General features: G+C 76.6%; 10 protein-coding genes and 1 rRNA gene. 2 read left to right on the forward strand and 9 right to left on the reverse strand.

Going from position 1 to position 11,750, the window contains the following annotated elements:
• Positions 1-29: 29 nt before the first annotated feature.
• A complete protein-coding gene (locus PKE99_RS25375; RefSeq protein WP_037039083.1) occupies positions 30-947 on the reverse strand; it encodes a copper transporter in 918 nt (305 codons plus the stop codon).
• Entirely contained in the window at positions 944-2,131 is a 1,188-nt protein-coding gene (gene steA, locus PKE99_RS25380; RefSeq protein WP_037039080.1) for a putative cytokinetic ring protein SteA, read from the reverse strand. The genes PKE99_RS25375 and steA overlap by 4 nt, the downstream gene beginning before the upstream one ends.
• Before the next feature lie 146 nt (positions 2,132-2,277).
• On the opposite strand from steA, the gene PKE99_RS25385 reads away from it, so the two are divergent.
• Positions 2,278-3,654 carry an alpha/beta hydrolase family protein gene (locus PKE99_RS25385; protein WP_037039078.1) on the forward strand — a complete coding sequence of 459 codons (1,377 nt, stop codon included), beginning with the start codon at positions 2,278-2,280 and terminating at the stop codon, positions 3,652-3,654.
• 18 nt (positions 3,655-3,672) lie between these two features.
• Here PKE99_RS25385 and recN read toward each other — a convergent pair whose 3' ends face one another.
• The 6 genes from recN to PKE99_RS25415 all read right to left on the reverse strand — a co-directional run bounded on the left by recN (position 3,673) and on the right by PKE99_RS25415 (position 9,840).
• Positions 3,673-5,451, reverse strand: a complete 1,779-nt coding sequence (gene recN, locus PKE99_RS25390; RefSeq protein WP_037038501.1) for a DNA repair protein RecN — start codon at positions 5,449-5,451, stop codon at positions 3,673-3,675.
• Between the two features lie 87 nt (positions 5,452-5,538).
• Positions 5,539-6,459 carry an NAD kinase gene (locus tag PKE99_RS25395; RefSeq protein WP_037038499.1) on the reverse strand — a complete coding sequence of 307 codons (921 nt, stop codon included), beginning with the start codon at positions 6,457-6,459 and terminating at the stop codon, positions 5,539-5,541.
• Positions 6,456-7,259 carry a TlyA family RNA methyltransferase gene (locus tag PKE99_RS25400; RefSeq protein WP_037038497.1) on the reverse strand — a complete coding sequence of 268 codons (804 nt, stop codon included), beginning with the start codon at positions 7,257-7,259 and terminating at the stop codon, positions 6,456-6,458. The genes PKE99_RS25395 and PKE99_RS25400 overlap by 4 nt, the downstream gene beginning before the upstream one ends.
• Positions 7,260-7,284: 25 nt before the next feature.
• Positions 7,285-7,482 (reverse strand): hypothetical protein, encoded by a 198-nt coding sequence (locus tag PKE99_RS25405; protein ID WP_037038496.1) that lies wholly within the window; start codon positions 7,480-7,482, stop codon positions 7,285-7,287.
• A 100-nt stretch (positions 7,483-7,582) separates the two neighbouring features.
• Positions 7,583-8,566, reverse strand: a complete 984-nt coding sequence (locus tag PKE99_RS25410; RefSeq protein WP_037038495.1) for an HAD-IIA family hydrolase — start codon at positions 8,564-8,566, stop codon at positions 7,583-7,585.
• A complete protein-coding gene (locus PKE99_RS25415) occupies positions 8,563-9,840 on the reverse strand; it encodes a tetratricopeptide repeat protein (protein WP_197040371.1) in 1,278 nt (425 codons plus the stop codon). Before PKE99_RS25415 ends, PKE99_RS25410 begins: the two co-directional genes overlap by 4 nt.
• Before the next feature lie 342 nt (positions 9,841-10,182).
• Here PKE99_RS25415 and PKE99_RS25420 point away from each other — a divergent pair, with 342 nt between their 5' ends.
• Positions 10,183-11,541, forward strand: a complete 1,359-nt coding sequence (locus PKE99_RS25420) for a hypothetical protein (protein ID WP_156066861.1) — start codon at positions 10,183-10,185, stop codon at positions 11,539-11,541.
• A 118-nt stretch (positions 11,542-11,659) separates the two neighbouring features.
• On the opposite strand, the gene rrf is transcribed toward PKE99_RS25420, so the two are convergent.
• Positions 11,660-11,750: ribosomal RNA gene (gene rrf, locus PKE99_RS25425) — 5S ribosomal RNA — on the reverse strand; the annotation flags it as partial.

The raw sequence follows: 11,750 nt of genomic DNA on the forward strand, positions 1-11,750 counted from the left end.
AAGGAGAGCCCCGCTCGTGGAGCCCGTGGTCAGGCGCCGGGGGCCGCGCCCCCGGACGCGGTGCGGTCGGAGCCGTAGCTGCCCGCCCCGCCGTCGAGCTGCTCCTTGAGCGCCAGCACGGTGGCGACGCGCCCGGTGCCGGTCTGCACGTCGTCGACGGTCGACAGGCCCGCCGTCGACCCGCCCGACGCCCGGGCGACGCCGACGGGCCCGGTCGCCGACGCCGACCCCTCGCGGCCGGCCAGCACCGCGCCGGCGCCGGAGCGGTCCAGTTGCGCCGCGAGCCGGGCGAGCACGGCCGCCGAGTCGCCGGCGTCCGTCCCCTGCGCGGCGCCGCCGGTCAGGACGACGATGAGGTCCGCGGGGCCGGGTGCCGTGCCGGGCTGCACGAACCCGGCGTCGGTGAGCCCGGTCCACACCGCGCCCGCCTGGTCGGCGTTCGGCGCGCTCTTCGTGCTCATCACGCTGCCGAGCAGGCCGCCCGCGAGGCTGCCCGTGTCGGAGGCGGCCGGCAGCTGGGCGCCGGCCGGCAGGAGCTCGGCGGCGAGCGCGTTGAGCTGGTCCGACCGGGCCGGGTCGCCGACGGCGTCGGTGAGCGTGATCGAGCCGGTCACCGTGCCGCCCGCCTGCCCGACGAGCCGGATCACGGACTCGGCGTCGGCCTGCTCGCCGCCCGCCTGCACCAGCGCCACGCTCTTGCCGGCCAGCAGCCCGCGCACCGCGGCCGGGCCGACCCGGCCCGCGAACTGGTCCGCCGCGGCCTGCTCGTCGAGCAGGGCGTCGCGCTGGGCGGTGAGCGTGTCGACCTGGGTGGAGAGGGCGTCCCGGTCGGTCGAGACCGCGGCGAGCAGCCGGTCGGACAGACCGCTCGCGCCGAGCACCACGCCGACCGCGAGCGCGAGGAACACCGCCGCGATGGACACCGCGTGGTAGCGCAGCGAGATCACCGGCCGAACCACCCCTTGATCGTCTCGAACACGGCGGCCGCCGTCGTGGTGATCCAGGTCAGGACCGCGTCCCCGGCCTGCGACATGAGCAGCGCGGCCAGGACCGCGACGAGCGCCGCCCCGATGAGCAGCAGCAGCGCACCGGTGGAGATCCGGCTGCGGTAGAGCTGGGCGATCACCCGCCCGTCGACCAGCCGGCCGCCGACCTGCAGGCGGGTGAGGAAGGTCGAGGCGTTGGAGCCGGAGCGGCCCCGGTCGAGGAACTCGACCATGGTCGCCGACAGCCCGACGGTCACGATCATCGCCGCGCCGTGGTGGTGCGCGAGCAGCAGCGCGAGGTCCTCGGGGTTCGCCGACGACGGGAAGGTCACCGCACTCGCGCCGAGGTCCTGGACCCGGTGCAGGCCGGGGGCGTGGCCGTCGGCGAAAGCCGGGACGACGACGTCGGCACCGCTGGTCAGCGTCTCGTCCGAGATGTCGGACGGGTCCCCGACGATGAGGTCCGGCTTGTGCCCGGCGGCCCGCAGCGCGTCGGCGCCCGCCCCGACGCCGAGCAGCACCGGCTGGTACTCGCGGATGTAGTTGCCGAGCCGCGCGAGGTCCTTGGCGTGGTCGAAGCCCGCCGCGACCACGAGGACCTGCCGGCCCCGCAGCGCGACGTCGACCTCCGGCACGCCGTACCCGTCGAGCAGCAGCGAGCGCTCCTGCCGCATGAACTCGGTGGTGTTGGCGGCGAACGCCTCGAGCTGGTGGGTGAGCCCGGCCTTGGCCTCGACAAGGGCGTCGGCGACCGACTCGGCCGTCTGCTCGGTGCCGCGGGCCAGCTCCAGCTCGCCCGCGTAGACCACGCCCTCGTGCACCCGGATCCGCGCGCCGTCGCGCACGTCGTGCAGCACCTCGGGGCCGGTCGCGTCGATCAACGGGACCCCGGCCGCCAGCAGGGCCTCCGGCCCCAGGTTCGGGAAGCGGCCGGAGATCGACGGCGCGGCGTTGACGACGGCGGCGACGTCCGCCGCGATCAGCGCGTCGGCCGTCGCGCGGTCCATGTCGATCTGGTCGAGCACCGCGATCTCGCCCGGCTTGAGCCGCTTGAGCAAGGCGTCCGTGCGCTTGTCGACGCGCGCGGTCCCGGCGAGCCCGGGCAGCTCGGGTCGCGAGCGGTGCAGCAGGCCGGTCAGCTTCATGCCGCGCACCCTGGCACCGCCCCGGCGCGGATCGGTGAAGGCGCGCCGCACCGTGACCGCCCCGTCATCCGGCCCGACGATCGCGGCGGCGGGAAGGCGGCGGAGACTCGACCCACCCGGCGCCACCCTCGGGCATGATCGTGTTCATGGTCCGTCGGGGGGCGTTCGTCCTGTTCCTGTCCGTCCTCACCGTGCTGGGAGTGGTCGCGACGGGCTGCGCGGGCCCGGCCGGTGCCTCCGCCGCCGGGGACTGGCAGGGCGCGGTCGAGGTCCCGGGCTCCCCACTGGCGATCGGCGTGCACCTCGCCGTGACAGAGGGGCCGGACGGGGCCTCGGGCACCATCGACATCCCCTCGCAGGGCCTCACCGGCACGGCGCTCTCCGCGGTCCGGGTCGACGGCGACGCGGTGTCCTTCGCCGTCCCGGGCATCCCCGGCGACCCGGCCTTCCGCGGCACCGTCGACGGCGACGCGCTCCGCGGCGACTTCACGCAGTCCGGCCGGACCTTCCCGTTCTCGCTGACCAGGGGCACCCTGCCGCCGCCGGCGAGGCCCCAGAACCCGGTTCCGCCGTACCCCTACCGCAGCGAGGACGTGGCCTTTCCCAGCGGCGACGTCACCCTTGCCGGCACGGTCACCACACCCGAGGGTCCCGGGCCGTTCCCCGCCGTCGTGATGATCACCGGTAGTGGGGCGCAGGACCGCGACGAGACGCTCGCCGGGCACAAGCCCTTCCTCGTGCTCGCCGACGCGCTGACCCGCGCCGGCGTCGTGGTGCTGCGCACGGACGACCGCGGCGTCGGCGGGTCCGGCGGCACGCTCGCGGGCACCCCCTACGCCGACCTCGCCGACGACGCCCGCGCCGGAGTCGCCCACCTCCGCACCCGGCCGGACGTCGACCCCGCCCGGATCGGCCTGTTCGGGCACAGCGAGGGCGGCTACCTCGCCCCCCTGGCGGTGCAGCGCTCCGCGCCCGGCGACATCGCGTTCGCGGTGCTCATGGCCGGTCCCTCGGTGCCGGGCGGCGACGTGCTGGTGGAGCAGAACCGCCTGATCCTGACCGCGGCCGGGGTCCCGGCCGACCAGGTCGAGGCTCAGGTCGGCCGGGTCCGGCAGTTGGTCACGCAGGTGCAGGCCGGCGACGTGGCGGGGGCGGAACGGACGGCCCGGGAGCAGGCGGCGGCGCAGGGGCTGCCGGCGGAGCAGGCCGACGCGGCGGCCGCGCAGGTTCCGAGCCTCGTCCCGTTCCTCAGCTACGACCCGCGACCGGCCCTCGCCGCGCTGCGGATCCCGGTGTTCGCGTTCTTCGGGTCGAAGGACCTGCAGGTCCCGCCGGCGCAGAGCGAGGGCCCGATGCGCGAGGCGCTGGCCGGCTCGCCCGACGCGACGGTCCGGACCTTCGACGGGCTCAACCACCTCATGCAGCCCGCTCCCACCGGATCGCCCGCCGAGTACGCCGCGATCGAGACGACGATCGACCTCGCGGTCCTCGACGCCGTGACGGGCTGGGTCGGGAAGCGCTGACGCCCCCTCGGTCGGTGCTCAGCCCTTCCGGCGGCGCCTGCGGGGCTCGGCCCGGTCCTCCTCGCGGTGCGTGCGGGCCGCGGCCAGCAGCTCCTCGGCGTGGGCACGGCCGGTGTCGGTGTCGTCGAGCCCCGCGAGCATCCGCGCCAGCTCGACGATCCGGTCGGCCTCGGGCAGCGTGCGCACGCTGCTGCGGGTGACGCCCTCGCCGCGCTTCTTCTGCACCACGAGGTGCCGGTCGGCGTAGGCGGCGACCTGCGGCAGGTGCGTGACCACGATGACCTGGTGCCGCGCGGCGAGCCGGGCCAGCCGGCGGCCGATCTCGACCGCGGCGCGACCGCCCACGCCCGCGTCGACCTCGTCGAACACCATGGTGGGCACCGGGTCGGCGCCCGCGAGCGCGACCTCGAGGGCCAGCATCACCCGGGACAGCTCGCCGCCCGAGGCGCCCTTGTGCAGCGGCTGCGGCGCCGAGCCGGGGTGCGGGACGAGCCGCAGCTCCACCTCGTCCACCCCGTCCGATCCGGCGACCACCCAACGGCCCTCGACCAGCAGCGCGTCGGCGGCGTCGGGGCCCGTGGCCGCCCGCGGCGCGACGGAGACGTGCAGCTCCGCGTCCTTCATCGCGAGCCCGCCCAGCTCGGCGGTGGTGTCCGCGGCCAGACGGCCGGCGGCCTCGGCCCGCGCGGCGCTCAGGACCGCCGCGTGCCCGGCCAGGTCGGCGGCGAGCGCGTCCCGCCGGGCGGCCAGCGCGGCGAGCGCCTCGTCGGAGGTGTCGAGCCCGGCGAGGCGCTCCTGCGCCTGCGCGGCCCACTCCAGCACACCGTCGATGTCCGCGGCGTACTTGCGGGTCAGCGCCTTGAGCTCGGCCTGCCGGGACAGCACCTGGGCGAGCCGCTCGGGGTCCGCGTCGAGCCGGTCGAGGTACGACGACAGCTCGCCCGCGACGTCCGTCAGCACGGCGAGGGACTCCCCCAGCCGTGGGTCCAGCGCGACCAGCTCCGGGTCCCCGCCGGAGTGCAGCCGGTTGCGCGCCTCGCCGACGAGCCCGACGGCGCCGGGGGTCTCCCCGTCGTCCGAGCCGGAGAGCATCGCCCGGGCCAGCCCGGCGGCCTCCCGCAGGTCGTCCGCGGCGGCGAGCCGCTTCGCCTCCTCGACGAGCTCGCGGTCCTCCCCCGGCTCGGGCGCGACCGCCTCGATCTCGGTCAGCCCGTGCCGGAGCATGTCCGCCTCCTGGGCCAGCCGGCGCGCGTTGTCCCGGCGCTCGACGAGCTCGGCGGACACGGCCTGCCACTCCGCCCGGATCTCGCGGTACGCAGCGAGCGGCTTGGCCACCGCATCGCCCGAGTACCGGTCCAGCAGCGCGCGCTGGTCGGCGGGGCGCAGCAGGCGGAGCTGGTCGTTCTGCCCGTGGACGGCGAGGGTGGCCTCGGCGAGCCGGCCCAGCACGCCCACCGGCACCGACCGGCCACCGAGGTGGGCGCGGGACCGCCCGTCCGCCGACACGGTGCGCACCGCGATCAGCGTGCCGTCCTCGTCCGCCTCCGCGCCGACCTCCTCGGCCAGCTCCAGCGCGGCGGCCCCGCTGCGCTCGAAGCGGCCCTCGACGACGGCCCGCGACGCGGACTCGGCGACCCGCGACGCCTCGGCCCGGCCGCCGCCCAGCAGGGACAGCCCGGTCACCACCATGGTCTTGCCCGCACCGGTCTCACCGGTCAGCACGGTGAGGCCCGGGTCCAGCTCGAGCGTGGCGTCGTCGATCACGCCGAGGCCCTGGATGCGCATCTCGGCCAGCATGGGCCGCACGATACGGGCCACCCCCGACAGATCCGCGCGCAGACCGCGGCGGGGCGTGCCGGGCGTGTCCGGAGGGTCGCGGGCGGCTCAGTGCTCGTCGGGGGTGTCCGGTGCGCCCCGCCAGCCGCGGACCGGAAGATCGAATTTGCGCACCAGCCGGTCGGCGAACGGCTGCGCCTGCAGCCGGATCATCCGCACGGGTTCGATGCCCCGGCACAGCTCGACACGCGCGCCCGGCGGCAGGTCGATGACCCGGCGCCCGTCGCAGTCGAGGACGGCGGGCGGCCCGGTGGCGTCGATCTCCACGGCGACGTGGCTCGACGGCGACACGACCAGCGGCCGCGCGAACAGCGCGTGCGCGTTGCTGGGCACCACCAGCATCGCCTCGACCTGCGGCCAGATCAGCGGCCCGCCCGCGGAGAAGGCGTACGCGGTGGAGCCGGTCGGGGTCGAGCAGATCACGCCGTCGCAGCCGAAGCTGGAGACCGGGCGGCCGTCGATCTCCAGCACGACCTCGAGGATCCGCTCGCGCGTGCTCTTCTCGACCACGCCCTCGTTGAGTGCCCACGTCTGGTCGAGGATCTGCCCGCGGTGGCGCACCACCGCGTCGATCGTCATGCGCTCCTCGACCTCGTAGCGCCCGGCCACGATCGCGTCGAGCGCCTCGCCCAGGGACTCCTGCTCGGCCTCGGCGAGGAAGCCGATGCGGCCGAGGTTGACCCCGAGCAGCGGCACCTTCGCGGGCCGGGCGAGATCCGCCGCGCGCAGCAGCGTGCCGTCGCCGCCCAGGACCAGGACCGCCTCGGTCTCGGCCGCGCAGGCCGGCGTCCCGTCGACGACGAGCGGGCGCAGCTCCGGAGGCATGTCGGTGCCGTTGTCGACCTCGGACCACTCGTCCGCCAACACCCGCAGCCGGATGCCGTCCTTCGCCAGGCGGTGCGCGACGCGGGCGGCGACGCGCCTGTTCGTCGCGCGCCCCGCGTGCAGGACGACCAGCACCTCCCTCATCGGGGGCCCTCCTCGACGGCCCGCGCGAGCGGCGTGTCGCCCACGTCCTCCCCCTCGCCCCGGGCGAGGCGCAGGAAGTACTCGACGTTGCCCGACGGGCCGGGCAACGGGCTCGCGACCGCGCCGCGCACCGCGAGGCCCAGGGCCCGCGCGGCGTCGGCGACCTCGGACAACGCGGCGAGGCGCAGCTCGGGGTCGCGGACGACCCCGCCCGCACCCAGTCGCTCCCTGCCCACCTCGAACTGCGGTTTGACCATCGGTACCAGGGTGCCATCCGGCCCCGTGCACGCGACGAGCGCGGGGAGGACGGTGCGCAGCGAGATGAACGACAGGTCCGCGACGGTGAGGTCGACGACCCCGCCGATCCCGTCCGGCTCGAGCGCCCGGACGTTGGTGCGGTCGTGCACGTGCACCCGCGGGTCCGACTGCAGCCGCCAGATCAGTTGGCCGTACCCGACGTCGACGGCCACGACCTCGCGCGCGCCCCGCTGCAGCAGCACGTCGGTGAACCCCCCGGTCGACGCCCCGGCGTCGAGACAGCGCCGACCCTCCACCACGACGTCGGGGAACGCGTCGAGCGCCCCGAGCAGCTTGTGCGCACCGCGGGAGGCCCAGTCCGGCTCGTCCGCCCACTCCTCGACGACGACGGGGGTCGCCCGGTCGACCTGGGTCGCGGGCTTGCCGGCGGGCAGGCCGTTGACGGTGACGCGGCCCGCGCTGATCAGCTCGGCCGCGTGCTGGCGCGAGCGCGCGAGCTTGCGCCGGACGAGCTCGGCGTCGAGCCGGGAACGGGTGGGCACGGCGGTCCTCGCCTGTCCTCGCCGCTCAGGCCCGCTCGGGCGAGCCGGCCGCGAGCGCGGCGCCGAGCGCGGCGTGGACCCGCTCGAACACCGCGACGTGCTCCTCCGCGGGCTGCTCGGCCAGGGCGTCGAGGGCGCCGAGAGCGGCCTCGACGTCGGCGCGCACGGCCTCGAGCGGCCGCGCGGACATCGGGCGGGGGTCGCCCGGGACGGGGACGGTCATCGGACGTGCTCTCCGGTCGGGATCCGACTCACGACGTCGGCGTGATCGCCACGGTAGCCGAGGCGGGCACCGGGCCGGCGACGGGCGCGCCCGGTCCCGGTCACGCCAGGCCGAGCCGGTCGACGGCCGCCCGGGCCGCGTCGCCCTCGGCCCGCACCCGCGCCGCTCCCCCGCCGGCCGCCCAGTGGACGGCGCAGAGCGCCCGCAGCGCGTCGAGGTCGTCGCCCTCGCCGGACAGCGCGAGGTCGTCGCCCACGGCCCAGCCGTCGCGGCTGCCCGGGGCCAGGTCCTCCGCCGGCTGGAACAGCGCGCCGAGGTTCGCGCCGAGGTAGGTCGGGCGTTGCGACCCGGGCGCCTCCAGCACCTCCCGCGGCGTCGACACCCCGGTCAGGACGACGAGCGTCGGCAGCCCCGCCGCGTTGCCGCCCTCGATGTCGGTGTCGAGCCGGTCGCCGACCACCAGGCCGCGCTCGCGACCCGAGGCCCGCAGCGCCTCCTGGATCAGCGTCGGCGCCGGCTTGCCCGCGACCTGCGGCTCCGCCCCGCTCGCGATCCGCACGACGCCCACCATCGACCCGTTGCCGGGCATCGGGCCGCGATCGGTCGGGAGCGTGGGGTCGACGTTCGTCGCGACCCACAGCGCGCCCTGCCGGATCGCGAGCGTGGCCTCGGCCAGGTTCCGCCAGCCGGTGTCGGGCGAGTGACCCTGGACCACGGCGTCGGCACCGTCGGCCGAGTCCACGACCCGCAGGCCCCGGCGGGTGACCTCCTCCGCCAGTGCGCTCGTCCCCACGACCAGCACCCGCGCGCCCTCCGGCAGCTGCGCGGCGAGCATCGCGGCCCCGGCCTGGGAGCTGGTGCGCACGTCCTCGGTCGTCGCCGGGAAGCCCAGCTCGGCGAGGTGCGCCGCGACGTCCGACGGCCGCCTCGAGGCGTTGTTCGTGACGTACGAGGTCCGCACGCCGCGGTCCTGCGCGGTCGCGATCGCCTCGACGGCCCCGGGGACCGCCGACGGACCCGCGTACAGGGTGCCGTCGAGGTCCACCAGCAGGACGTCGAACCGGGAGAGGAGGTCGTCGCTCATGAGGACGGCTTACCCTCCGGACCCTCCGCGGGCCAGGTGTCGACCGGGGGTTCGGGGTCGCCGTCCTCGTCGGGCTCGGCGGACTCCTGCGCGACGGCGATGGTGGGGCGGGGGGTGCGGGCCTCGCCGTCCGCGTCCCCGGCCACGTCCTCGTCGAGGTCGTCGTCCTCGTCGTCGGCCTCGTCGAGGGCGTCGTCCTCGGTCTCGTCGAGGGCGTCGTCGGGGTCGGCCTCCTCGTCGAGGTCGTCCTCGACCTCGTCGGACTCGTCGGCCTCGTCGAGGTCGGTCTCGTCGAGGTCGGTCTCGTCCCCGAGCTCGTCGTCCTCGATCTCGTCGTCCTCGTCGAGGTCGTCCTCCTCGTCGACGAGATCGGGGGCGGTGTCGTCCTCGTCGAGGCCGCCGTCGGTCGCGTCGTCGAGCTCGTCGGTCTCGTCGGTCTCGTCGAGGTCGCTCTCATCCTCGATCTCGTCGTCCTCGTCCGCGTCGAGCTCGTCGTCCGCGGCGGGACGGGCGGCGGTGGCACGGGAGGCGGTGGGGTCGTCCTCCTCGTGGACCTCGCCGATCGAGAAGCCGTCGTCGGTGTCCTCGATCTCCTCGCCGGTCAGCACGGCGAGCCGGCGACGGGCGTCGGTCTCGCCCGCGGCGTCGGCGTCGGAGGCGTGGACGAACCACTGCACCGCGTCGGAGTCGCGCCCGGCGGCCAGCAGGTTGTCCGCGTAGGCGTAGAAGAGGCGCGCGCTCCACGGGTCCCGCTTGCGCGGGTCCAGGTCGGCACCCTGCAGCCCGACGACCGCGGCGTCGATCTCCCCGAGGTCCCGCCGGGCACCGGCGGCGACGATCGCGAGCTCGACCCGCTCGGCATGGCCGAGCTCCTTGGCCTCCGGGCCACGCGCCAGCTCCAGGGCGCGCTCGGGCCGGCCGAGCGCGCGCTCGATGTCGGCCATCACCGGGATGTGCCCGGGCCCGCCGCCCATGCGCCGGGCGGCCCGCAGCTCGCCGAGCGCCTCGTTCCACTCGCCGGCGTGGTAGGCCGCGATGCCTGCGGCCTCGCGAACCACGGCGATCCGCGACGCCCGCTTCCGCGCGTACCGCGCGTGCTCGAGCGCCTCCTCGGGATCGTCGTCGACGAGCATGCCCGCGGCCACCAGGTGCAGGGCGACCTTCTCCGCGGTCTCCTTCTGCAGGCCCCGCAGGTCGCGCCGGACGTCCGCGTCGAGCTCGTTGGGCCGCAGGCCCTCCGGCAGCTCGGGCTCGGCCATGAACGTGGTCGGCACGCCCTCAGGGCGGCGCTCGCGCCGCTCGCGGTCGCCACCCCGGTCGCCACCCCGGTCGCCACCCCGATCGCCGCGGTCGCGCGGGCCGCGGCCCGGACGGTCGCTGTCCCGGGCGCCGCCGTCGCGACGGCCCCGAACCGGCCCGACCCGGTCCCCGCGGAAGCCGCGGTCGCCCCCGGCCGGACGCTCCCGCCGCTCGAAGCCTCGGTCGCGGACGTCCGTGCCCCGTTCCCCGCGGTTCGGCCCGCCGATGGCATCGCCCCGGTCCGGACGCGACTCGCGCTCCTCCCGGCGGAAGGCGGCAGGGCGCTCGTCACGACGGTCGTCACGACGGTCGTCACGGTGCTCGTCACGGCGGCCGCCCCGTTCCGGGCGGTCGCCCCCGCGGGTGTCGCGGTCGCCCCCGCGGGTGTCGCGGTCGCCCCCGCGGGTGTCGCGGTCGAACCCGCGTGTGCCGCCCTCGCGGTCGAACCGGCCACCACGTTCGCCGGCTCCACGGGAGTAGCCACCACGGCGGTCGTCGCGGTCGCCGCCCCGGGGACGGTCGTCGCGCCGGAAGCCACCGGACCGGTCGTCCCGCTCGAACCCACCACGGCGGTCGTCGCGGTCGCCGCCCCGGGGACGGTCGTCGCGCCGGAAGCCACCGGATCGGTCGAACCCACCTCGGCGATCGTCCCGGTCGCCGTTCCGCGGACGGTCGTCACGGCGGAACCCGCCGGAGCGGTCGCCGCGGGCGGACGAGCCAGGCCGGTCGTCCCGGTCGAAGCCCCCAGGACGGTCGTCGCGACGGAAGCCGCCGGAGCGGTCCTCCCGGTCGAAGCCGCCACGGCGCTCCTCGCGCGGGCCCGAGCGGAACCCGCGACGCTCGTCGCGGTCGCCACGGGGCCCGCGGTCGTCACGGGATTCGCGGTCGAAGCGGCCGCCGCCACGAGGACCACGGTCCTGGCCACCGCGCCGGTCGTCCCGGTCGGACGAGCCACGCCGGTCGTCCCGGTCGGTGCGCTGACCGCGGGAGTCGCCGAAGTCCCGGCCGCCGCCGCGCACGCCGCGGTCGTCCCTGGTGAAGGAGCCCCGCCGGTCGTCGCGGTCCCTCGAACCGTAGCCGCCGCCGGAGTAGCCACCGCGGCGGTCGTCGCGGTCGGTGCGCGGCCGGTCGCCGCGGTCCCCGCCCCGGGGACGGTCGTCGCGCCGGTAGCCGCCCGAGCGGTCGTCGCGGTCGAACCGGTCCCTGCGGTCGGAGCTCCCGCCACGGCGGTCGTCGCCGTAGTTCGCCCGCGGCCGGTCGCCCCGCCCACCCTGGCGGTCGTCGCGTCCGTAGCCGCCGCGCCGGTCGTCGCGCTGCGGGCGGCCACCGCGCCGGTCGTCGTTGCCCCAGCGGTCGACGAAGACCTTCTCGCTGCCCTCGCTGCGGCCGCCGCGGGCCGGGCGGTCCTCACGTCCGCGATAGCCGGCGCGGTCGTCCCGGCCCGTCTCACGGCTGCGGAAGCCGCCGCGTCCTCGATCGCCGGCCGAGCCACGGCGGGCGTCGGAGCGGTCGTCGCGCGGACCACGCCGGTCGTCCGAGCCGCCCCAGCCGGTCCCTACCCGGCCACCGCCCCGCCGGTCGTCCCGGCGGTCGTCGCGGTCCCGGCGCTCGGCGGAGCGCCGGCGCGGACCGTCCTCGCGGCGATCGTCGCGCTTGTCATCCCGATCTGTCACTGAAGAAATTCCAGTTCTCGTCGCGTCGCTGGCCGTGATCGCGAGCGCGATTCCAGCCGTCGGAGAAGATACGAAAAAGAGCGCCCCCACCTGCCCGGTGGGGACGCTCTTCGATGTTTGATGTCGGCGGCGACCTACTCTCCCACACCCTGGCGAGTGCAGTACCATCGGCGCTGGAGGGCTTAGCTTCCGGGTTCGGGATGGGACCGGGC

Source organism: Pseudonocardia halophobica, from assembly GCF_027922425.1.
In the GTDB taxonomy this organism is placed as follows: Bacteria; Actinomycetota; Actinomycetes; order Mycobacteriales; family Pseudonocardiaceae; genus Pseudonocardia; species Pseudonocardia halophobica.

Excerpts from the sequence above, each read along its gene's own strand:
- steA (WP_037039080.1), bottom strand. The coding sequence starts at position 2,131 with ATGAAGCTGACCGGCCTGCTGCACCGCTCGCGACCCGAGCTGCCCGGG.
- PKE99_RS25385 (WP_037039078.1), top strand. The coding sequence starts at position 2,278 with ATGGTCCGTCGGGGGGCGTTCGTCCTGTTCCTGTCCGTCCTCACCGTG.
- recN (WP_037038501.1), bottom strand. The coding sequence starts at position 5,451 with ATGCTGGCCGAGATGCGCATCCAGGGCCTCGGCGTGATCGACGACGCC.
- PKE99_RS25395 (WP_037038499.1), bottom strand. The coding sequence starts at position 6,459 with ATGAGGGAGGTGCTGGTCGTCCTGCACGCGGGGCGCGCGACGAACAGG.
- PKE99_RS25405 (WP_037038496.1), bottom strand. The coding sequence starts at position 7,482 with ATGACCGTCCCCGTCCCGGGCGACCCCCGCCCGATGTCCGCGCGGCCG.
- PKE99_RS25410 (WP_037038495.1), bottom strand. The coding sequence starts at position 8,566 with ATGAGCGACGACCTCCTCTCCCGGTTCGACGTCCTGCTGGTGGACCTC.